The sequence below is a fragment of the Clostridium sp. UBA1056 genome (genome assembly GCA_002316385.1).
Lineage (GTDB): Bacteria > Bacillota > Clostridia > Clostridiales > Clostridiaceae > Clostridium_J.
In genome coordinates this window covers 1-20,551 of sequence record DCDL01000038.1, presented here as the reverse complement: position 1 = coordinate 20,551, position 20,551 = coordinate 1, and the positions used below count along the sequence as shown (strand labels likewise).

At 28.8% G+C, this 20,551-nt stretch carries 24 protein-coding genes and 4 pseudogenes; 21 read left to right on the top strand and 7 right to left on the bottom strand.

From position 1 onward, the window contains the following. Positions 1-73 precede the first annotated feature (73 nt). Entirely contained in the window at positions 74-937 is an 864-nt protein-coding gene (locus B3W71_RS10245; protein WP_346888836.1) for a pentapeptide repeat-containing protein, read from the top strand. 219 nt (positions 938-1,156) lie between these two features. After that, positions 1,157-1,597 carry a GNAT family N-acetyltransferase gene (locus tag B3W71_RS10240; protein ID WP_346888835.1) on the top strand — a complete coding sequence of 147 codons (441 nt, stop codon included), beginning with the start codon at positions 1,157-1,159 and terminating at the stop codon, positions 1,595-1,597. A gap of 259 nt (positions 1,598-1,856) precedes the next feature. Here B3W71_RS10240 and B3W71_RS10235 read toward each other — a convergent pair. Together B3W71_RS10235 and B3W71_RS10230 are read right to left on the bottom strand one after the other, a co-directional pair. Continuing rightward, a pseudogene (locus tag B3W71_RS10235) lies at positions 1,857-1,988 on the bottom strand (nitroreductase); the annotation flags it as partial. Beyond that, complete coding sequence (locus B3W71_RS10230) at positions 1,984-2,844, bottom strand: nitroreductase family protein (RefSeq protein WP_346888834.1); 861 nt, start codon at positions 2,842-2,844, stop codon at positions 1,984-1,986. The gene B3W71_RS10230 and the pseudogene B3W71_RS10235, both read right to left, overlap by 5 nt. Positions 2,845-3,042: 198 nt before the next feature. Between B3W71_RS10230 and B3W71_RS10225 the strand changes: the two genes are divergently transcribed. From B3W71_RS10225 to B3W71_RS10190, 8 genes and pseudogenes are all read left to right on the top strand, one after another. Beyond that, positions 3,043-3,927, top strand: a complete 885-nt coding sequence (locus B3W71_RS10225; RefSeq protein WP_346888833.1) for a LysR family transcriptional regulator — start codon at positions 3,043-3,045, stop codon at positions 3,925-3,927. Positions 3,928-4,174: 247 nt separating this feature from the next. After that, positions 4,175-4,615 (top strand): MarR family transcriptional regulator, encoded by a 441-nt coding sequence (locus B3W71_RS10220; RefSeq protein ID WP_346888837.1) that lies wholly within the window; start codon positions 4,175-4,177, stop codon positions 4,613-4,615. Between the two features lies 1 nt (position 4,616). After that, the gene (locus tag B3W71_RS10215; protein ID WP_346888832.1) at positions 4,617-5,162 is read left to right on the top strand and encodes a cyclase family protein; all 546 of its coding nucleotides are present in this window, start codon (positions 4,617-4,619) and stop codon (positions 5,160-5,162) included. 49 nt (positions 5,163-5,211) lie between these two features. Next, positions 5,212-5,322 (top strand): annotated as a pseudogene (locus B3W71_RS10210) (acetyltransferase); the annotation flags it as partial. A 63-nt stretch (positions 5,323-5,385) separates the two neighbouring features. Next, positions 5,386-6,177 (top strand): arsenite methyltransferase, encoded by a 792-nt coding sequence (gene arsM, locus B3W71_RS10205; RefSeq protein WP_346888831.1) that lies wholly within the window; start codon positions 5,386-5,388, stop codon positions 6,175-6,177. Between the two features lie 489 nt (positions 6,178-6,666). Continuing rightward, entirely contained in the window at positions 6,667-7,422 is a 756-nt protein-coding gene (locus B3W71_RS10200) for a DUF4184 family protein (RefSeq protein ID WP_346888830.1), read from the top strand. 323 nt (positions 7,423-7,745) lie between these two features. Continuing rightward, entirely contained in the window at positions 7,746-7,871 is a 126-nt protein-coding gene (locus B3W71_RS10195) for a hypothetical protein (protein ID WP_346888829.1), read from the top strand. Between the two features lie 53 nt (positions 7,872-7,924). After that, positions 7,925-8,104, top strand: coding sequence for a DUF7226 domain-containing protein (locus B3W71_RS10190; protein ID WP_346888828.1), 180 nt, complete (start codon positions 7,925-7,927; stop codon positions 8,102-8,104). A 44-nt stretch (positions 8,105-8,148) separates the two neighbouring features. Here B3W71_RS10190 and B3W71_RS10185 read toward each other — a convergent pair. Both B3W71_RS10185 and B3W71_RS10180 read right to left on the bottom strand, forming a co-directional pair. Beyond that, positions 8,149-8,310, bottom strand: a pseudogene (locus B3W71_RS10185) (transposase); the annotation flags it as partial. Between the two features lie 182 nt (positions 8,311-8,492). Then, positions 8,493-8,621 (bottom strand): hypothetical protein, encoded by a 129-nt coding sequence (locus B3W71_RS10180; protein WP_346888826.1) that lies wholly within the window; start codon positions 8,619-8,621, stop codon positions 8,493-8,495. A 251-nt stretch (positions 8,622-8,872) separates the two neighbouring features. Between B3W71_RS10180 and B3W71_RS10175 the strand changes: the two genes are divergently transcribed. Continuing rightward, on the top strand, positions 8,873-9,313 hold the full coding sequence (locus tag B3W71_RS10175) for a globin domain-containing protein (protein WP_346888825.1): 441 nt from the start codon (positions 8,873-8,875) through the stop codon (positions 9,311-9,313). Positions 9,314-9,433: 120 nt separating this feature from the next. Here the strand turns inward: B3W71_RS10175 and B3W71_RS10170 are convergent, their stop codons facing one another. Beyond that, entirely contained in the window at positions 9,434-9,631 is a 198-nt protein-coding gene (locus B3W71_RS10170) for a hypothetical protein (protein ID WP_346888824.1), read from the bottom strand. A 194-nt stretch (positions 9,632-9,825) separates the two neighbouring features. On the opposite strand from B3W71_RS10170, the gene B3W71_RS10165 reads away from it, so the two are divergent. The 4 genes from B3W71_RS10165 (at position 9,826) to B3W71_RS10145 (ending at position 12,824) form a co-directional block, all read left to right on the top strand. Then, on the top strand, positions 9,826-10,188 hold the full coding sequence (locus tag B3W71_RS10165; protein ID WP_346888823.1) for a hypothetical protein: 363 nt from the start codon (positions 9,826-9,828) through the stop codon (positions 10,186-10,188). A gap of 346 nt (positions 10,189-10,534) precedes the next feature. Continuing rightward, entirely contained in the window at positions 10,535-11,356 is an 822-nt protein-coding gene (locus B3W71_RS10160; RefSeq protein ID WP_346888822.1) for an aminoglycoside adenylyltransferase domain-containing protein, read from the top strand. Positions 11,357-12,040: 684 nt separating this feature from the next. After that, positions 12,041-12,598 (top strand): DUF1697 domain-containing protein, encoded by a 558-nt coding sequence (locus B3W71_RS10150; protein ID WP_346888821.1) that lies wholly within the window; start codon positions 12,041-12,043, stop codon positions 12,596-12,598. Next, complete coding sequence (locus B3W71_RS10145; protein ID WP_346888820.1) at positions 12,579-12,824, top strand: hypothetical protein; 246 nt, start codon at positions 12,579-12,581, stop codon at positions 12,822-12,824. The genes B3W71_RS10150 and B3W71_RS10145 overlap by 20 nt, the downstream gene beginning before the upstream one ends. 229 nt (positions 12,825-13,053) lie before the next feature. On the opposite strand, the pseudogene B3W71_RS10140 reads toward B3W71_RS10145, so the two are convergent. Next, a pseudogene (locus tag B3W71_RS10140) lies at positions 13,054-13,287 on the bottom strand (DUF4317 family protein); the annotation flags it as partial. A gap of 174 nt (positions 13,288-13,461) precedes the next feature. Here B3W71_RS10140 and B3W71_RS10135 point away from each other — a divergent pair. The 5 genes from B3W71_RS10135 to B3W71_RS10115 all read left to right on the top strand — a co-directional run bounded on the left by B3W71_RS10135 (position 13,462) and on the right by B3W71_RS10115 (position 18,553). Then, complete coding sequence (locus tag B3W71_RS10135; RefSeq protein ID WP_346888819.1) at positions 13,462-14,151, top strand: response regulator transcription factor; 690 nt, start codon at positions 13,462-13,464, stop codon at positions 14,149-14,151. Further along, positions 14,141-15,250 carry a HAMP domain-containing sensor histidine kinase gene (locus B3W71_RS10130; RefSeq protein WP_346888818.1) on the top strand — a complete coding sequence of 370 codons (1,110 nt, stop codon included), beginning with the start codon at positions 14,141-14,143 and terminating at the stop codon, positions 15,248-15,250. The genes B3W71_RS10135 and B3W71_RS10130 overlap by 11 nt, the downstream gene beginning before the upstream one ends. 99 nt (positions 15,251-15,349) lie before the next feature. Then, positions 15,350-16,213: an ATP-binding cassette domain-containing protein gene (locus tag B3W71_RS10125; RefSeq protein ID WP_346888817.1), complete on the top strand. Its 864-nt coding sequence runs from the start codon at positions 15,350-15,352 to the stop codon at positions 16,211-16,213. A gap of 2 nt (positions 16,214-16,215) precedes the next feature. Beyond that, the gene (locus B3W71_RS10120; RefSeq protein WP_346888816.1) at positions 16,216-17,433 is read left to right on the top strand and encodes a hypothetical protein; all 1,218 of its coding nucleotides are present in this window, start codon (positions 16,216-16,218) and stop codon (positions 17,431-17,433) included. Between the two features lie 4 nt (positions 17,434-17,437). Beyond that, the gene (locus B3W71_RS10115) at positions 17,438-18,553 is read left to right on the top strand and encodes a hypothetical protein (RefSeq protein WP_346888815.1); all 1,116 of its coding nucleotides are present in this window, start codon (positions 17,438-17,440) and stop codon (positions 18,551-18,553) included. A 110-nt stretch (positions 18,554-18,663) separates the two neighbouring features. Here the strand turns inward: B3W71_RS10115 and B3W71_RS10110 are convergent, their stop codons facing one another. Continuing rightward, positions 18,664-19,524, bottom strand: a complete 861-nt coding sequence (locus tag B3W71_RS10110) for a 5'-methylthioadenosine/S-adenosylhomocysteine nucleosidase (RefSeq protein WP_346888814.1) — start codon at positions 19,522-19,524, stop codon at positions 18,664-18,666. A 378-nt stretch (positions 19,525-19,902) separates the two neighbouring features. Here B3W71_RS10110 and B3W71_RS10105 point away from each other — a divergent pair, with 378 nt between their 5' ends. Further along, positions 19,903-20,439 carry a DUF4342 domain-containing protein gene (locus B3W71_RS10105; RefSeq protein ID WP_346888813.1) on the top strand — a complete coding sequence of 179 codons (537 nt, stop codon included), beginning with the start codon at positions 19,903-19,905 and terminating at the stop codon, positions 20,437-20,439. Positions 20,440-20,551 lie beyond the last annotated feature (112 nt).

The window sequence follows — 20,551 nt, the reverse complement described above, 5'->3', positions numbered from 1 at the left end:
AATAGACGAGCATTCTGACTTACTTATTTTTTGAAGATGCCTTATATACTAAGAATATGGAGTGGCAATAAATATGACATATGAAAATAGATTTAAATATGATGAAGAATTACATGAGAATCTGAAAATTGACTGTCAAAAATGTTTTGGATTTTGTTGTGTCGCATTGTATTTTTCTGCTTCAGAAGGTTTTCCAACGGATAAAGATGCGGGTAAACCTTGTATAAATTTACAATCTGATTTTAAATGTGCTGTTCATAAAAATCTTAGGCAGGAGGGTCTTAAAGGATGTACTGCTTATGACTGCTTTGGAGCAGGGCAAAAAGTTGCTCAAGTTACTTATGATGGACACGATTGGAGAAGAAATCCAGAAGCTGCAAAGCAAATGTTTGATGTGTTTTTAGTTATGAGGCAACTTCATGAAATGCTATGGTATCTAGCAGAAGCACTTAGAATACAATATGATAGTATCGTTAAAGAGGAAATTAGTCAGATGATAAGTGAAACTGTACAGCTTACTAATTTAGATACTGATTCTCTAATAAAACTAGATTTAGTAGCACACAGAAGTAATGTTAACGCTCTACTCTCAAAAACTAGTGAGATTGTGAGAACTAAAGCTCGAAGAGGAAAGAAAACTACTTTAAAACGTAAAAAGACAATTGTTGGAAGGTTAAACTTTATTGGTTCAGATCTTAGAAAAATTAATCTAACAGGAGAAGACTTGAGAGGAGCATTTCTTATTGCAGCGGACCTTAGAGGTGTTGATTTAAGTGGAGCAGACCTTATTGGAGCTGATTTGAGAGACGCTGATATAAGAGGAGCTAATCTTACAAATAGTATATTCATTACGCAAGCTCAGATTAATGTAGCTAAAGGAGATTCTAATACAAGGCTACCGATGTCAATAGTTCGCCCTGCATATTGGGACAAATAATTGACTGAGAAATAAAAAGATTAAATTTTAGTACATTGATAAAATATACTCATTTATAATTGGATAAAAGAAACTAAATATAAAAGAGAGTATGCAGTAGATATAGCATAACTTATAAGTATTTAAATTTCCAGCAATCTTTTTATTTTTGTAGCAAATTTTGATGCTGGAAATTCAATTAAAACTAATTACAAAATATATTATAAGGGAGAATTTAATATGATAGAGTATAGAATAGCCAATATAGATGAAATAGATGAAGTTATTGAAGTATGGGAAGAATCAGTAAAAGCTACACATGATTTTTTGAAAGAACAAGATTTTAATGAAATGAAACCACAATTGAGGGACTATCTAGATAAAATTGTAATTGAAGTAGCTTATGATACGGACCTAAAAAGTATACTGGGGTTCGCAAATGTTAAAGACAACAATTTAAATATGTTGTTTTTACATCCAGATTCCATTGGTATGGGAATTGGCAGCAGTTTATTTGATTATATGATGGAAAAGTACGCCTTTTTATCGCTGGATGTAAATAAGGACAATCCTAAGGCAAAAGAATTTTATTTACACAAAGGATTTAAAGTAGTATCTGAATCTCCAACGGATGATGATGGAAGACCGTATCCAATATTGCATATGAAAAAAGAATTATAAGAGAATAAATAAGATGGAGTTTCATCATTTTAATAATTAGATAAGGTTAGAGACAAAGTGGAGAAGTTATTAGATGTTCTAATGGCTTCTCTTATTTTTCGTAAAAATTATGATAGAAACTTTAAGGCAAGTTTTAATCTAAAAAAGATTTAAAAACTTTTAAATGACTGATTAATACTTTACTGAATTTAGTGGTAGACCTAAAGATATTTTTCTCACGGATCTATTGCACTTAGTGCAACAGACCCTTATCAACTAATCAAAAATGGTTATAGGAAACAGTTTCTGAAATATCCTTCCTTTTTGTGTGACTAGGATGAGGTTTTGCATCTTTATTTGGATAGCCTATTGGGAAGATACATACTGGCTCAAGATTTGATGATATATTAAATCCAACATATAGCTGCTTCTTTTCTTGGTACTGTTCTTAAATATCTCACGTTAGGATATCCTATTGGCATGCATGCTACAATTTGTTTATCTTCTTTAACTCCAAGAAGATCCATAATTTTTTTATTTCCATGTGCGGCTATTATAAAGAATCCACAAAAGAAAGTTCCTAGTCCTAAAGCATTAGTCATAAGTTCCATATTTGAGGAAGATAAAGCTCCATTGAATCCACTAAAGTTTGAAGAAGATAAATCTCCATTTACATGTGAATTAGCTGTAACTATTATTACTGATGGAGCATTGAAGAATAGTTTATCATTTTCATTAGGATTTTTTTGATATTGTTCATACATTTTTATCCACTCTTCGGAATATCTCTTAAGTAACATAGTTTCTGGAGTTAAATTAGCTAGTATGTCCTCCCCAACTTTCTGCAAACTCTCTAATGTTAAAGATTTTAGTTCATGTAGATGTTCTTTTACTACTATATAAGATACATCCTGCATATTACTGGCAGTTTGAGTAAATCTTCCAGCTTCTATAATTTTAGCAATTTTCTCTTTTTCTACTTCTTTATTTTTGAATTGTCTTATACTCCTTCTAAATTTTATGAAGTTTAATAAATTATCAGCATTCACTGAAAACTCTTCTTTATTATAATTTTTTACATCTTCAATGTTGTACTCATCTGTTGATATTGCATTTTTAGGACATATAGCAACACAATGTCCACATTTAATACAGGTTGAATTATTAATTTTAGCTTTACCATCAATTATTTCTATATTTTTTTTAGGGAAGCAATCTTTAATGCATTGTCCACATCCGATACATTTTTCAGCATCTACTTTCATCATATAAATCTACTCCTTATATTTTTAATATATTTTGACATATCCATAAATAAAATTTATAATAACTTTATTTAATTATATAGTTAGTTGCTGTCAGTTATGATTATATCAACAAAAAATTGATTATGTCCAATTAATGTTATTCATATAATTATAACTTAAAGTTATATATAAATAATCTGGTTAATAAGGAGAATACCTATGAATTTACAACAATTAGAGTATTTTAAAAAAATAGCTAAAACTGAAAATTTTACTGCTGCGGCAGCTTCAGCATCAGTAACTCAACCTGCTCTGAGTAAGGCAATATCTAAATTAGAAGATGAGTTGAATGTACCTTTATTTGAAAGGAATGGACGCAATGTTAAGCTTACCTCTTTTGGAGAAGTGTTTTTAAAGCGTGCTAACCTAGCGCTAATGGAAATTGAAAAAGGAATTAATGAATTACAGGATATGCTAAATCCTGATAAAGCAATTATTTCTATTGCGTCTACCTATTGCATTGGTACATATTTTATACCGTTTATAATCAGTGATTTTTTAAACCACTGTCCTGATACTAAATTTCAATTTAATCAAGAATCTACAACAGAAATATTAAAGGATTTAAAATACGGTAAAATAGATTTAGGTTTTTATGATAATATTGATGATACTCATGAATATGCTGAAATTAAATCAATACCAGTGAGAAAAGAAGAGTATGTTTTAATTGTTCCTAAAAGCCATCGCCTTGCAAATGAAACAGAAGTTTTTTTAAAAGACTTAAAAGATGAATCCTTTATTGTATCCTGTGAAGAAAATAAAGATAGAATTCTTTCTTTTTCTGAATTTATAGACTATACTCCTAAGATTTCTGTACAACCTAGCGAAGCCAATATGCTTAGTGGATTAGTAATTGCTGGTGCTGGCATTACTATAGTTCCTAACACTCCACTTATTAACACAAATACACTTTCTATAATAAAAATAAAAGACTATATCGGATATAAAACTATTTATATGGGATGGATTGAGGATTCCTACATGTCTCCAACTGCGAAGAGATTTAGAGACTATGTAATATCATTGATTTCACTCAAATAGCAATATAAAACAATTATATAAAAAAGCATGTAGATTTACTGTTAAATTTACATGCTTTTTTGCAGTTACTTTCAATGATTTCAATGTAACTTACTGACTATGAATGAAATTATTCATCAGTAGCCTAGTAAAAATGTTGACAAGGAAACAAAATGTTGGTATTATTGTTTCACAGGAAACAAAAATGTAGGCATGTTTTGTGAGAACTCTAAAGGAGGTTTTTGAAGTGGATAATATTAATACTATTATGGAGGGTTTAAAAAATATATATGAAAAGGAAGAAATCCTAGGAAAATTAGCATTTAAAGGTGAATATGAAAATTATGGGGTTTCAGAAATACATTGTTTAGACTTTATAGGGAAAATAAAAGATCCTAATGTTACTAAGATATCTCAAAGCATGAATATGACGAGAGGTGCAATAAGTAAAATAACTAAAAAACTTATAAATAATAATCTTATTGATAAATATAAAAAGCCTGAGAATGATAAAGAAATATATTTTAAGTTAACAGAATTAGGTGAGAAATTATATAAACATCATGAAATAAAACATAAACAGTGGGAAGAAAGAAATAATAAATTTTTTAAAGATATAACTAAGGAAGATCAAGATATTGTAGCTAGTTTCCTAGTAAAATTTAATAACTATTTAGATGAAATAATAGAATTAGAAGGAGATAGATAATATGAATTTACATTTAACAGAATTTAATATTCCAGGAGAAATATTAAAATGGGGAGATTCACAGCCAGCACATCAAAGACAACATATAGGAACTCATATAGATTGCTATAACTTATCAAATATAGAGTTACCATCTGAAATGGATGTTAAGGTAATAGATGCTAGAAATCTAGATATTATAGACATTAATATATTAGAGAATCTATCAATTAAATCAGGTTCTTTTGTAATATTTAGAACCGGATATTTAGAAAACTATGGATATGGAAGCGAAGAGTATTTTAATTCTAGATCAAGTCCATATTTAACTGATGAGCTTATAGATAAATTATTAGATTGCAATGTAAAATTAATAGGAATTGACTTAAGTGGAATACAACATGGTAAATCTCACGTAGCAATAGATAAATATGTTGAAAATAAAGGAGCTTATGTTATAGAAAATATATGTAACTTAGATAAAGTTAGTTCAGAGTTCAAAGCGAATTTAAACTGGATTCAACTAGAAGGTGCTACAGCAATAAAAGTTGAAATTGAAACTATGTAAATGCACTAGAAAGCTTCAATAAAAAATATACTAGTATTATTATGATCTTATGAATGATAAACTTATAATAAGTAAGTTTTGTGCAACTACACAGGTGATAGAATTTATAATGAACATTGCAAATCATAGGATGAACTTAGTAACAACATATTTATTTAATAATATAGAAAGTGATTCTTACTACAGATGGTAAGGGGATTTTTTAGTATAAGGAGGAAGGCATATGAGTGATTTTAAAAAGATAGATGTTAGAAATGCTGTTCGTAATAGTTATGGGAAGATAGCTATTGGAAATGTAAAAGGTGCTGGATGCTGTAATGGAGGTCTTAATATTAAAAAATCTGCAATAGATATATCACGTAAAATTGGATATTCTGATGAAGAAATATCAGCTGCTCCAGATGAAGCTAACATGGGATTGGGCTGTGGAAATCCCCAATTAATAGCTAATCTTAAAGAAGATGAAACTGTTATAGACCTTGGAAGTGGAGGCGGATTTGATTGCTTTTTAGCTTCAAAGAAAGTTGGGCTTAAGGGATATATTATTGGAGTTGACATGACTCCAGAGATGATTAATAAATCAAGAATTATGGCTAAGAAATATAGATATAGAAATGTAGACTTTAGATTAGGTGAAATTGAAAATCTTCCTGTAGCAGATAATACCGCAGATGTAATTATTTCAAATTGCGTTATAAATTTATCTCCAAATAAACAAAGGGTATATAATGAAGCTTATCGTGTATTAAAAAAAGGTGGTAGAATTGCTATTTCTGACATAGTTCTTATTAGAGAATTGACAGAGGAAATGAAGCAAGATGAGAAGCTTTATTGTGGATGAGTTACTGGAGCATCTTCAGTTGAAGAATTAAGATTATATTTAGAAAAGGCTGGTTTTAGTTATATTAGCATTGAAACTCAAGAAGTCTCAAAGGAATATGCTGAAAAATGGGCACATAATTTAAAAGTTGGAGAATATATTATGTCTGCATCAGTAAAAGCAATAAAATTATAAAACTAACATGTATTATCTATAAGGACATAATAATGGTGTGACATAATAAAAGATTTATCAAAAGGGAGATTTATATGAGTAGTATTCAAGAAGAGGCAAAGGAAATATTAAGGTAAAAGTATGACTAGATAAATATATATGATGATATTTAGAATAGTTAACGGTGAACCGTATCACAAATAAATGAGGTTTTTACTAAATTTGGATAAAAATATAGCGATAAGGTAAGCTTCGTGTTTATTAATGAAACCCACGGTAATTCTACCGTGGGTTTTAGTAAAGAATGATGTTGAAAATGGATACTTTCTGAACAATATAGTATAATAAGAATATATATATATGATTATGGAAGTCTTATTATTCCAACTATAGAGTCAGTAAAAAAAGGTATAGAGGCTTTAGGAACAGTAGGACAAGAAGAAATGTAATCCGATTAAAGAATATATTTAATATATAATCGGTTGAATAAATTTTTTAAAGGAGAAAATTATGGCTTTTACATTAGCACACCCTTCTGCAGTAATATTTTCAAAAAGTAAAAAATTTAATCTAGGGGGGTTAATTCTAGGGTCGATGGCTCCAGATTTTATATATTTTTTATTATTTAGTCCTAGTAGTAATATAGGGCATACACCTTTTGGCTTTGTTTTTTTAAATTTACCTCTTTGCTTTTTATTAAATTTTTTGTTTTATAAATACATACAAGATTTTTTTATAATGACTCTCCCTAATTTTATATCAAAAAAATATTTGTATCTTACTAAAAAGAAAAATAAAATAACTAATACTAGAAACTGTATAATCTTTTTGTATTCTTGTATGATTGGGATGTTGACACATGTATTTTGGGATTCGTTTACACACGATACAGGCTTTTTTGTCAGGAATTTAGTATTTTTAAGAAGTAAGATAACCTTGTTAAGTTATCATATCCCTGTGTACAAATTACTTCAACATAGTAGCACATTGATAGGCTTTTTATTATTATTTATTTTCTTTTACAGCATTAGAGATAAAAATCCCAAAAATTCGAATATATCTATAAACAAATTTAACTTTTTAATTTCTGTTTTTTTTATACAAATTGTTACTCTGATATCTAGTTATATATTTTCTGTAAATCATAGGGGTTATTTTGGTATTGGACAACTTGTAGTTACTTTTATAAATGGACTATTTTTGGGCTATCTATTTCATGGTATAATATACTATTTTTCAGAGCATAAACGCCAACATCTTTCTTAAATACCACCTTTATAAATTGAAATCAAGGGAACTCAAATTTGAGTTCCCTTAAAATATGATTAAATATCAACAGTATTTTTAAACAGAGCCTAATATTAAAGAGCAAGGAAGAAATTCTTGGCTCTTTAAAGAATAACCTATTATAAAAATATATTCCAAGCTTAATTTTATGAAAAATAAGGTTAAAAAGATTTTGGAAACCATCTGTGGGATAGTCGTCTAGAATTACATGATTTTGGAGATAGTTCTATGAAATAGAGTAATAATTCAAAATATAAATATATATTATAACTTTGATTAAGAATATAGGAGGTAATATATATATGATAGAAATAGTTTATTTTAAAGAAGAAAAATTTATTCAAAAGCTGCCATTAGAGGTCCAAGCTTCTATAAGAAAAATATTGAAAATACTTGATGATGATTTTGACCCTAGACAGACTAATTAATATGCTGATGCTGGTAGATATCTTGGACTTATAGATAAAAAAAGGGAAAAAGATTGGGTGATGTTTTTTTGACTCCAGAGGGAAGAAACATATTCAAATTGAGATATAGAGAAAGACAGTTGAAATATGTAGAGTTAATATTTAAACATAAAGCTTTTAGAGAATGCTTTAATAAATGCTTACAAACTAGTGAAATTCCTAATAGAAAAGAAGTTGTTAAGATAATGGAATAAGCAGAAGTATACAATGTACAAGCTGAAAGTACTTATGGAAGAAGAGCATCAACTCCGTGAGTTCCATATTCCTTTACCCACATTCTAACAGTAGCCTCACTAACACCAATATCTTTTGCTACAAGAGATACCTTATTTCCCTGCTCTGTAATTAGTTTAATTATTTCTTTTTTATATTCTACTGAAAATTCTCTCTTTCTTCCCATTTGTAAACACATCCTTTTCTATGTGCCTATCAAATTGGGTATACTCCACCTTCCACTAAAATAGTTGGGTACTAATTCTATTTAATTATTATGTTTATGTTTGTTTTAGTATAAAATATCTTTAAAATCTAATTATATCAAGGTTTTAAGCATAGTTAATACATGAATTTATTAGGTAACTACTATATACCCCAATCTTCTTTTAGCTGATTAACTATTCTCATTATTTCTCCATCATCATTTTCAATATCTGGATAGTATGTCTTTGCTAAAGTCTTATATAGTTTCTTATATTTACTTTTATCTCTCATTGTAGTTACTATGTTTATTATTATGATAACTACCATATGAATTATAATTATTGTAGTTACTTTTAAAGTTTTTATAAAAATTTTTATATAAAAACTGTTTATTGCAAACTATACATACTACTACTTCATATTTAAAATTAATACTAAATAACTTTTAACTTAATATGTATTTTATTTGTATATTAAATTAATTTTGTGGCATATTAATCGCATAGAATTAATAATAATTATTCTATTAAGGAGAAGTGAATATGTTAGATCAAAAAACAATAGACATAGTTAAAAGTACAGTACCAATATTACAGTCTCATGGAGTAGAAATTACAAAAACATTCTACAAAAATATGTTTGAAAACAACCCAGAAGTTAAACCATTATTTAATATGGATAGGCAAGCTTCAGGTGAGCAACCTAAAGCATTAGCTATGACAATATTAGCTGCTGCTCAAAACATAGATAACCTAGAGGTAATTATGCCTGTAGTTAAAAGAATAGGCGAAAAGCACTGCGATCTCTTAATTAAAGAAGAACATTATCCAATCGTTGGTTCTAATTTATTAGTTGCAATAAAAGAAGTTTTAGGCGATGCTGCAACTGATGAAATTATTGAAGCATGGGGTAAAGCTTATGCTGTTATAGCTCAAACATTTATTGATGTAGAAAAAGAAATTTACGCATCAAGAAATAATTAATAAAAATAGTAACTTCAATATCAATTGAATACTATTATTTATAATATTATATTTAAAAATAGAGTTAACTCTGTAGAAGATATACAAAATAAATTCTACAGAGTTATTTTTTGAAATTCATCACTTCACATTGTCTAAACTATAAAGATAATCAAAACTCTTTTTGAATCTTTCCATTCCTATTTTAAATTTCGCTAATGTGCATCTACAATTTAAGCGAAGGTATTTTTCACTTCCATAAACTTCACATTTCATTATTCCAACACCGCCAACATTCATTAGAGCGTCTTGAATTTCATCACAAGAAAAAGGTATCATTCTACAATCTATCCATGCTAAATATGTTCCAAGCTTAATTTTATGAGAAATAAGGTTATAAAGCTTTTAGAAACCATATGTGGGATAGCCGTCTAAAATTACATGCTTTTGGAAATAGTTCTATGGAATAGAGTAATAATTCAAAATATAAATATATATTATAACCTTGATTAAGAATATAGGAGGTAATATATATGATAGAAATAGTTTATTTCAAAGAAGAAAAACTTATTCAAAAGTTGCAATTAGAGATCCAAGCTTCTATAAGAAAAATATTGAAAATACTTGATGATGAATATGGAGAAGGCAGAAATAAGTATGAAGATGATGGTGGTTATGTAGTAGTCATAGAGAAAAAAGAAGACTTTAAGGAACTAGAGGATAAAGCCTACATTGAATGTAATGAAGTTATAGCAGAATATGTAGATAAGATAGTATGTAATAATGGAGAAGTTTATACTAATAGCTTAATAATCTGCAATAATAATTATGCTATAACGCTGATTATTCCTATGGAGTTAACTCCACAGAATTTAAAAGATTATATGATTGATTAAAAACCTTAATTACCAATACAACGGTGATTAAGGTTTTTATTTATTTGCAAAGCATAGGAGGTTGAGATGATAAGGAAAGTAATTAAAGACACTAAGTATTGTCAGATATTAAATCAAGGAAAATTGAAACTATGTAAATGTGCTTTTTACTCAAATTAGTAATTTATCAAAGTGAAGCAACTTACCATGTAAAAAATGATATATTATAAGTCACTAATTTAACATTAGAAATGTAATCTATATAATTATGTTAAATATTTGAAATTTATATTAATAATCGATATAATTGAATAAGAGCATAATAATGATGTGAAATAATAAAAGATTTATCAAAAGGGAGATTTATATGAGTAGTATTCCAGAAGAGGCAAAGGAGATATTAAAGGAACACCTTGATTTATTTGAATCAAAATTACCTAATTTGCTTGAAGCATATTATATTTATGGCTCTATTTCTTTAGGAGCATTTAATTATGGAATGAGTGATATTGATTTTATTGTAGTTATGAAAAGGAAAATTACAGAGATAGATATAAATATTCTAAAAGAAATTCATAGGGAGATTAAAAAGAAGTTTCCTAAAACAGATTTAATGGGACTTTATGCAATGAAAAATGATCTTCAAACACAGCACGAAAACCAAAAAACATGTCCTTGTTTTATCGATGGTATATATAAAGGTCTTGAAAAATTTGAGAAAGATTCAATTGATGCTTATCAATTAAAAAAGTATGGAATAAATATTAAAGGAGAAAGTATAGACAATTTTGATTATATAGTAAACTGGAACACCTTAATCTATAATATGAGAGATAATCTTAATACTTATTGGTTTAATTGGAAAAATGATTGTAAAAAGTTTCCATCTGTTAAATATATCGGCTTATTTGTTAGTTTGGAAATGATAGAATGGGGAGTTTTAGGTGTTTCTCGTATTTACTATACATTTAAAGAAAGAGATATAACATCAAAAATTGGTGCAGGAGAATATGCATTACAGACAGTTCCTCATCGGTGGCATAAGATAATTAATGAAGCTATGAGATTACGCAAGGGAAATAAAAAGTCTTACTATAAATCTATTTTTAAAAGACGAAAAGATGCTTTGGATTATATCGAGTTCATAATACAAGAAAGCAATAACTATTTTGAAGATTCAAAGCGTTAATCTAATGTCATTGAAAGTTTAAACAGTGCCTATGGTCGCTTGAATCGCCAGAGAAGTGTATTTTCAAGTGATACTTTGTTATTGAAGGCTGGAGTGTTAGACATGGATGAACCTACTGTTTCTTATTATATATTGATAATCCCTTCAACTAAGTAGATGTAAAATTCTACTTAGATACATAGATATTTAATAATAGGTATAGAGCATTTTAACATTTTAAGTATTTAAATATTTAGCATTTTAGCATTTTGAAATTTTAACATTTTAAAATGTTGCGTTATATAGGGGACTTAAGGGCAATTATACTTCAAAGCTTTTGCAAAACTAGAGTATTTATAGTAGTAAAAATTACTTTAAACTAAGTGCTATATATGAATTTAAGCCATATTAATGAAAGTAATGGTAGGGAGATATTTTTGAACTTATTGCTAGACTTCTTAGAAAATATAGGAATTATAGAAGTTGAAAAAGAATAGTTTAACAAAAGTTTAAGAGCAACTAAGGAGATATTATATCTGATTGCCTATAATCAGGAGTATGGGGTAAAAGTATGACTAGATAAATATATATGATCGTATTTAAGATAATTGAGGGAGAACCGTACCACAAATAAATGCGATTTAAAAAACTAGTGATAAACATGTGAAAATGGATTAAATAAAGAAATTAAAAGGGAGTAAAAGGATGATTTATGTTGCTTTATTAAGAGGGATAAATGTTGGAGGAAAAAATAAAATCGATATGAAACTTCTAAAAGAAACTTTTATACGAATAGGTATGGAATCTGTTATAACATATATTAATTCGGGCAATATGATTTTTACCGATATGAAACATACAAAGTCAGAAATTACAACATTTCTCCAAGAAGCTATATTTAGGGATTTTCAGTTAAAGATTAAAGTGTTGGTCCGTAGTATAAATGATTTTGAGAATATGATGAAAATTCTTCCAGAGAGCTGGAAAAATGATAAAAGCATGAGAAGTGACGTACTATTTTTATGGGAAGAAATAGACAGGGAGACATTGCTTGCTGAATTGAAAATTAAGCCTCAAATAGATACAGTTATGTATGTATCAGGAGCTATTTTATGGGCCGTTGATAAAGGAAATATTACAAAAAGTGGTTTGCAGAAGCTCGTGGCAAATTCCTTATATAAAAATATGACAGTGAGAAATGTCAATACTACCCGTAAAATATATGAAATTATGAAAGGGTTACATGAGATTCACTCAAAATAATAACAATGGTTTTGAATTACTAAACCCTTATAATAAGAGAATTGATTCATTAAATTTAACTATAAGATCAACGTTAAATAAAAGGGCAGATATACTAATTTCAATAAAAGATAATACATCTTTAAAATTTGATAAAAATATAGTAACTCTAATTGAAGCAAAGAGTGAAGATGCTGAAGTTTTAGATATTTATTGTGTTACAGGTAGTGATAATAGGGTAAAATAATAAGCAAACTATATAGGATAATTAAGCAATATAATAAACTAATTAACTCACAAAAGAAATAATAAAAAGCCTCACTTGCAAGTGATACTGTGAACCGTACTATAAGTAAATGCAAAAATTCAAATGAATTGGTTTTGTAAGCTAGTTTAAGGAAGGGAATATTTGAATTTATTAAGACTATACACATTTGGATTAAGATGTGTATAGTTTTAAGATATCTTCTTTATTAATTTGTATACCTTAAATTAAACCCAATAGTTCCAGACAGTACTTTTTTAGCAATCTCTAAGTACTTAAAGTATTCATCTCTATCTAAATTTAGAAAGGTTTCTCTAAATTTTAAAATAATATGTTTTTCTCAATTAACATAGCGACCACACATTTTAGTGAAGGTGCAATGATCTTTTTTAAAACGTCTTTTTAACTCAAGTATATCTTTTTTCTTATATACAAACCCCCCAATCTAGTCTTTTCTATTTGTAGGTATAATTAATATATTATCACTATGAGAATCCATGGTCGATTTAGCAAAAAAATATAAATAGGCATGAATATACTAGTTTTATTTGGTATAATTATGATTAAATGTGACTGAGAATAGTATAAGTTTTTTAATGTAAACATGTGGAGGAATTAAATGGAGAAAATTTTGATTGTGGAAGATGATGAAGATATTAGAGACATATTAAAAATCTATTTAAAAGCTGAATCTTTCGAAATATTGGAAGCCGAAAATGGTAAGAGAGCTTTTGAAGTTCTTGAAAATAAAGAGCCAGATTTAGTTATTTTGGATTTAATGCTTCCAGATATAAATGGGCTAACCATTTGTAAAAATATACGCACCAAATATAAGTATCCTATAATAATGCTTACTGCAAAAACAGCGGATCAAGATAAAATAATAGGTCTTACTTATGGTGCAGATGATTATATCACTAAGCCTTTTAATCCCCTGGAAGTTATGGCAAGGGTTAAAGCTCAGCTTAGACGATACAAGGAATATAGTGAAGACTCAAAGGAAGATAATACTATATATTATAAAGGATTAATCTTAGATAGAAAAAGTAAGCATGTTAATCTAAATGGCAAAGAACTAAAACTAACACCTACAGAATTTAACCTTCTTGAAATATTACTATTAAACAAAGGACAAGTCTTAAGTGGTGAAAAGTTGTTTCATCTGTTGAAAGAGGATGAGTATTATTCAAAATCTACAAATACAATAACTGTTCATATTCGAAACTTGAGAGAAAAAATGGAGGAATCTTTTGAAAGTCCTGAATATATTAAAACTGTTTGGGGGGTAGGTTATATCATTGAAGCGTAAAAAATGGAAATGGAATTATTATATTTTAGCTTTTTTTATATTTATAGGAGTAATATTATTTATTGATTTTAGATTGGAAGGAACTGTAGCAGAATATTTTCAAAGGCAAATATTATTTGATAAAGAAGAGGTTTCGTTTTTGGGGGGGCATAGTACAAGGGGAACATTTTATTGGCCACGTCTTAAAGATATATTGACATTTACAGCTGTTGGAGGTTTTGCTATTTTAGAAATTGTTGTTTACTTTACATTAAGATACTCTCAAAATAAGCAACGAAAAATGATAATAGATCAGTTGGAGCAAAGAATAGCTTTATTAGCTAAAGGAGAGGTACCTGAAAAAGTTCAAGAACTAAAGATTATTGATTCTCAAATAAATAAGATTATACATGAGAATGAAATTGTAAAGCAGGAAATAGCAATAGAGATGAGTAAAAAAAATGACCTTGTAACCTACTTAGCACACGACTTAAAGACTCCATTAACAAGTATCATTGGCTATCTCACAATTTTAGATGAATCTGAGGTGCCAGAGAATGTGTGCCAAGACTATATTAAAAAACTTTTGGGAAAATCTTACAAACTGGAAGATTTAACTAATCAGTTTTTTGATATTGCTCGTTTTAGTCTTCAGGAAATCCCTCTGAATAAAAGTTTATTAGATGCAGATTTCTTTCTAGAACAGTTGACTGAAGAACTATATCCACTGCTTAGGGATAAAAACTTAAAAATTGATATAGATCTTCCTCCTAATATGAAGATCTATGCCGATGGATCACTATTTGCTCGAGTGTTAAATAATTTATTAAAGAATGCCATAGCATATAGCTACAAGGATTCTGTCATAAAAATAAAGGGAAAAATGGGGAAATATAATATACAATTATTTGTAGAAAATGATGGTGACGTAATAAGTGAGCAGGAATTAAAACTTATATTTGAAAAATTCTATCGAAGAGATCAGTCAAGAAGTCAATCATCCGGGGCTGGGCTTGGTCTGGCTATTGCAAAAGAAATTATACAAAGGCATCAGGGATCTTTAGAAGCTGAAAGTCAGGATGGACATACTGTATTTATTATTACCCTACTCAATTCTTAATAAAATCTTTATAAATGCTAAATAATTTCTGAATAAACTCTTCTTTTATCTTAATTATACTAAGGATAAAAGAAGTTTTTTTATATGGAGGAAAAGTATATGAAGTTATTTGCTTGCAACCTTTCTAAGGAGTTTAAAGATTTAAAAGCTGTTGATGGTGTGAATCTTGAATTTACTCCAGGAATTTGGGGGCTTTTAGGACCTAATGGTGCGGGAAAAACCACATTAATGAGAATGTTGGTTGGTAATATAAAGCCAAGTAATGGGAAAATAATGCTGGATGATGTAAATATTGCTGAATTAAAGGGGGCATACCTGGATAAAATAGGGTACTTGCCTCAGCAGTTTGGATACGATAAAAACCAATCAGTTGAAGATTTTCTTAATTATATTGGATCTTTAAAAGGAATTGATAAAAAGTTAAGAAATGAAAGAATCACTGAATTATTAAGTGAATTTAATTTATCGGGAGTTAGAAAGAAAAAGATTGATAAGCTTTCCGGAGGTATGAAACGTAGAGTTGGAATATGCCAAGCTATGTTAAATAATCCTATGATTTTGATTGTAGATGAGCCCACTGCTGGTTTAGATATTGAAGAGAGAAGAAGATTTCGCCAATATTTAACCACAATAAGCAAAGAAAAAATCGTTATTTTGTCTACACATATTGTTTCAGACATTGAGTTTATTGCCAATTCTCTTGTGCTTATGGAAAAAGGTAATGTAATTTCAGTAGGAGAAAGTCATTCTTTAATTCAAGCACTTGATGGTAAAGTATTTGAGACAGTTGTTTCAGAAAATGATATGGCGAGGTTAGAAAAGGAATATAGAATTATGAATTTTCGTAATGAAAACATGGGAAAAGTTGCAATTCGCTATATTGCAGATGTTCCATTACCAAATAGTAAGTTAGTTCCACCTTCTCTTAATGATTTTTATCTTTCAAAAGTGAAGGAGGTATAAAAATGGATGTATTTTTTCAAGAGTTAAAGAGACAGCTTAGCTTTAGAAGACTGCTGACATATGTTTTAATTGCAATCACGTTGGCAGGATTATGGGCATGGTTTATTGTAGGTGGAGCTACCGAAGGCTTTATGCAGACAGGCTGTTACAAAGACTATAAAGGTAGAGCGGCAATAGAAGTGGCAGCTAAGGATAGAAACGTTACTGCTGGAGAAATGACTGAAGATAAATTTCAAAATGGTTGTGATGCGTTTCTTAATGCATTAAGAGGTAATGATGAAAGTAATGTAGAAATGACTAAAGACTTATTAGAATATGCTATTTATGCTGACAGATTAGTTATGCAAGAGTTAAGACTTAGAAACATGACAGGTGAATCTACAGAGAATCTTTTTAATATTCCTAAGGATGCAGGAAAGCATTTTTATGAAAATGAAGATCTATATTATCGTAATTATATTGATGAAAACTCACATAATGAAAGTGAAAAGACCTTAGCTTTGTCAATGTGGGATAATGTGAAAAAACCCTATACTTATTACAGCGGATTTACACACTGGGATGATGGAATTGGACATATGATGATTTTCTCATTTGTACTTATGATTATGGTAGGAATTTTTGCAGGATCTATTATAGCGAAGGACAAGGAAAATGGAATAGATGAGATTATAACAACTACAATGAAAGGTAGAAAAAACCTTACTGTAGCAAAGATTGTTATACCTTGGATTATGGCATTTATTATCTATCTTTGCGGAGTAGGTGTTTATGTTGTCCTACTTATGATTTTATTACCTAATGATGCTTTAAATACATCAATACAGGTTCTCACGCAAAGTTTTCTTCCATACACTGAAGGGGAATTACTTAGACACATATTTATTTTAGGAGCAGTAGGAATTTTAACCATATCAAGCTTTTCTACTTGGATTTCATCTATGGCTAAGAAATCTTCGATGGCCATTCAATTCTCTATATTGACAATATTAGGAGCTTTTATTTTAGCTATATTTATCAATATGGACACTACCATTATCAATATAATTAAGATATTGATACCAGGGGGAATAGCGTTTTCAAACTTTGGAACTATAAAATTTCCAATTATAACAGTTTTGGGAAAAGTTTTCTTCATACCATCAATTTTGCTGATAGTGAGTGGAGTTATATTATTACTTAGTACAGTATTCACCGCGTTAAACTATAGAAGGAGGTAAGAAGATGATATATCAAGAATTAAGGCGTCGACTTTTTACAAAATATGTGCTCTTCTCAATAATAGGTATATTTCTCTTATCTGCTGGATTAAATGTGCTATTCATGGTAGAAAATGAAAATCTACCGGAAGTACTAAAAGAAGAAGCTGTCTATTCTGGTGAAATGACAGAAGATAAATTATTGTTGGGTCTGAAAAAGGTGAGGGATGAAAAATCAGCCGAAATAAGATATCAACCACTTGTAGCTCTTATAGAAGGCTTAGTTAAGGTTCATCCTGAAGTGTTATATGGTGAAAATAGAATTGAGGACTTTCCTGATGACTATGCCCAAAATTTTTATGAGTGTTGGAGACAAAAATCTATTGCAATTATAGAAAATTATTTCAAAGAGGATCAGGCAAAGGCATTGGAAGAACTGAACAAGGTAAAAACACATTTTGTTAGCCATCCAGGGTATTATTTTTGGAATTCAGGAATTGATAATCTTAAGACTATTTATCTAATAATTATCTTTATGGTGACATTCTTTGCAGGAGCTACCTATTCTGATAGCATGGAAGATGGCAGTATGGAAATTATTTATGCAACAAAACGGGGAAAAAGGATGATGGCAGTTCGTCTTCTTCCGATTATGATATATGGTCTACTGTTAACTTTAGTGGCAACACTTAGTACAGTGACAATTATAGGTTCCTTTACAGGACTTCAGGCTTTGAAGAGCAGTTTGAAAGTATATGCATTATTTTCTATAGGGAACTTTACATTAGGAGGGGGAATACTCTTGATGTTTATAAGTGAACTTTTAGGAGTACTGGCTTTAACAACTATTATGGGATGGGTATCCTACAAAACAGCAAATACAAATTTGACTACAGCGATAGGAATTGGAATAAATATTTTCTACATCATCATGGCTTTATTTATCAAGATACCATGGAGATTCTTTCAATATATCTTAAATGCGTTGCCACTGGCATCGTCACAGGTGATAAATGAAGTGTCTGGATATCGTTTCGACATGTCACTTTGGAGACCATATGCAGTTATGGTTAGTATGGTTGTAGTGTTTATTGTATTTGGTATGTTGCTCAGTCATGCAATTTGTAGAGAAAAAATATAAATGCTTTTAAAAGATTTTATATAGATTTAATATTAGAAAAATCCAGTATTTATAATAAATTATTACGGGGCTATATAATTTTAATATAGCCCCGTACAGTCTAAAAAAATTTATTTCTTTAGATAATTATCTATATATGCCTTAACAACTTCCATTACATATTCTTGACAATTTTCACCGGTATTTCTGTTATATTCTTCTTTATGAACTTCGTTATTTGAAAGAACTCTAATACCTAAGAATGGAACTCCATAAGCTGTAGCAACTTGTGCTGATGATGCTGTTTCCATTTCTTCTACTGATGTTCCGAAAGTTTCATTTAACCATAGTATTCTATCGATTTCTTTATTCCATTCATCAGCTGAACCAATAGTTCCTTCTACAACTTTACCGCTTTTATATTTATCTTTAACACTATTTGCTGCTTCTAAAAGAGCCTTATCACCTTCAAAAGATGAATGTTCAACCATTTTACCATTAACAGGAACATCTAAAGTCATAGGATTCCAAGATGTTGGATCTATACCTTCACCTTTATCTTTAAAATCTGTTTTGTACGCTCCAAAGTTAACTATATTTTTACCTAATACTATATCAAATTGATGAAGCTCAGGATCATGTCCACCTGCAGTTCCTTGATTTATTATTGCAATTGGATTGAAATTTTCAATACCTAAAGTTGTAGCTACTGCTGCATTAGTCATTCCAATTTCAGTTACTGAAACTACTACTGGGTAATCATTAATAGTTCCTTTATAAAAATCCCATCCTGATATTGTTACTTCTTCCATGTTATCAAGTTGAGCAGCCAACTTTTCTGTTTCTACATCCATTGCTCCTTGAATTATTATAGGTTGTAACTCATTTCCTTTAGAAGATGTATTCATATCATTCTGTCCACATCCAACTAAAATACCTATTGATAATACTCCAGCTAACATTGATAACAATATCTTTTTTTTCTTAACCATTATAAAAATCCTCCTAACAATCTTGTGTTACATATAATGTTCGTGTATAATAACAAAAAGTTAATGAATCTTATATAAAACCAACTTATTGCTTTTACAAAACCTATTATATACGAATAATTATAAGAAAGTCAACTTAAATGTTCATATTATTTTTAACGTTTTAGAATTATGAGGTTTTAATGAAAGTGCTTTATATTTAATTTTGTAAGTAGTATAGAAAACTAAAATAAATATGTTGTAAATGAAAAATTTACATTAAAATTTAAAAAATAAAATTTTAATCTAATTTTAATCTTTCTTATATTTTAGATTAATTTTCTAAAAGTATTATATAACTATGATGAATCAAGTAGTGAATTTGTGGAGGTAATATAGATGGAAAGAAATGAAATGATTGAAATTTTAATTGGAAAGACTAATGTAAGTCGTGAAGAGGCACAAGAGGTGCTAGAAAAATGTAATTGGGATCTTTTAGACTCTATTATTTATTTAGAGAGAAGAGGAAAAGTAGAAAATAATGAAGCTACTACTATAATCGAAGCAAAGGAAGAAGAGCAAGATAAAAAAGAAGACAATAAAAAGCATGATGAGAAATTTGGTGGTATTGGAGAAGTTATAGGAAGAATATTTAAGTTTGTGGGGAAGTTTATAAAAAAAGGAAGTAACCATTTCTTTGAGGTTAGAAAAGAAAATGAAAAACCAATAAGAATATCATTAACAATATCCATACTTTTATTAATATTCTTATCAGTACCAAGCATAGTTTTATTAATTGTTGGATTATTCTGTGGATATAAATACTCAATATCAGGTTCTAATGTTAATTATGATGAAGTAAATAACATTTTTGAAGAGGTATCAAAATCAGCAGATACTATTAAAAAGGATTTTAAAGAAGGATACGAAAAATAATATATAGATTTAACAAAGAGATTTTGGAAAATATTCAAGGTCTCTTTGTTTTTATGATATAGAAATATTAGGCATCTGAAAATAAATAATAAGTCAAAGATGGGAAGTATAT

What these genes read in the sequence shown, in the direction of transcription:
- B3W71_RS10170 (WP_346888824.1), bottom strand. Translation starts at nt 9,631, where the DNA reads ATGATACCTTTTTCTTGTGATGAAATTCAAGACGCTCTAATGAATGTT.
- B3W71_RS10145 (WP_346888820.1), top strand. Translation starts at nt 12,579, where the DNA reads ATGAGATTCACTCAAAATAATAACAATGGTTTTGAATTACTAAACCCT.
- B3W71_RS10230 (WP_346888834.1), bottom strand. Translation starts at nt 2,844, where the DNA reads ATGATGAAAGTAGATGCTGAAAAATGTATCGGATGTGGACAATGCATT.
- B3W71_RS10245 (WP_346888836.1), top strand. Translation starts at nt 74, where the DNA reads ATGACATATGAAAATAGATTTAAATATGATGAAGAATTACATGAGAAT.
- B3W71_RS10160 (WP_346888822.1), top strand. Translation starts at nt 10,535, where the DNA reads ATGAGTAGTATTCCAGAAGAGGCAAAGGAGATATTAAAGGAACACCTT.
- B3W71_RS10105 (WP_346888813.1), top strand. Translation starts at nt 19,903, where the DNA reads ATGGAAAGAAATGAAATGATTGAAATTTTAATTGGAAAGACTAATGTA.
- B3W71_RS10120 (WP_346888816.1), top strand. Translation starts at nt 16,216, where the DNA reads ATGGATGTATTTTTTCAAGAGTTAAAGAGACAGCTTAGCTTTAGAAGA.
- B3W71_RS10110 (WP_346888814.1), bottom strand. Translation starts at nt 19,524, where the DNA reads ATGGTTAAGAAAAAAAAGATATTGTTATCAATGTTAGCTGGAGTATTA.
- B3W71_RS10220 (WP_346888837.1), top strand. Translation starts at nt 4,175, where the DNA reads ATGGAGGGTTTAAAAAATATATATGAAAAGGAAGAAATCCTAGGAAAA.
- B3W71_RS10175 (WP_346888825.1), top strand. Translation starts at nt 8,873, where the DNA reads ATGTTAGATCAAAAAACAATAGACATAGTTAAAAGTACAGTACCAATA.
- B3W71_RS10135 (WP_346888819.1), top strand. Translation starts at nt 13,462, where the DNA reads ATGGAGAAAATTTTGATTGTGGAAGATGATGAAGATATTAGAGACATA.
- B3W71_RS10115 (WP_346888815.1), top strand. Translation starts at nt 17,438, where the DNA reads ATGATATATCAAGAATTAAGGCGTCGACTTTTTACAAAATATGTGCTC.
- B3W71_RS10215 (WP_346888832.1), top strand. Translation starts at nt 4,617, where the DNA reads ATGAATTTACATTTAACAGAATTTAATATTCCAGGAGAAATATTAAAA.
- B3W71_RS10165 (WP_346888823.1), top strand. Translation starts at nt 9,826, where the DNA reads ATGATAGAAATAGTTTATTTCAAAGAAGAAAAACTTATTCAAAAGTTG.
- B3W71_RS10200 (WP_346888830.1), top strand. Translation starts at nt 6,667, where the DNA reads ATGGCTTTTACATTAGCACACCCTTCTGCAGTAATATTTTCAAAAAGT.
- B3W71_RS10150 (WP_346888821.1), top strand. Translation starts at nt 12,041, where the DNA reads ATGATTTATGTTGCTTTATTAAGAGGGATAAATGTTGGAGGAAAAAAT.
- B3W71_RS10125 (WP_346888817.1), top strand. Translation starts at nt 15,350, where the DNA reads ATGAAGTTATTTGCTTGCAACCTTTCTAAGGAGTTTAAAGATTTAAAA.
- B3W71_RS10240 (WP_346888835.1), top strand. Translation starts at nt 1,157, where the DNA reads ATGATAGAGTATAGAATAGCCAATATAGATGAAATAGATGAAGTTATT.
- B3W71_RS10195 (WP_346888829.1), top strand. Translation starts at nt 7,746, where the DNA reads ATGATAGAAATAGTTTATTTTAAAGAAGAAAAATTTATTCAAAAGCTG.
- B3W71_RS10180 (WP_346888826.1), bottom strand. Translation starts at nt 8,621, where the DNA reads ATGAGAGATAAAAGTAAATATAAGAAACTATATAAGACTTTAGCAAAG.
- B3W71_RS10225 (WP_346888833.1), top strand. Translation starts at nt 3,043, where the DNA reads ATGAATTTACAACAATTAGAGTATTTTAAAAAAATAGCTAAAACTGAA.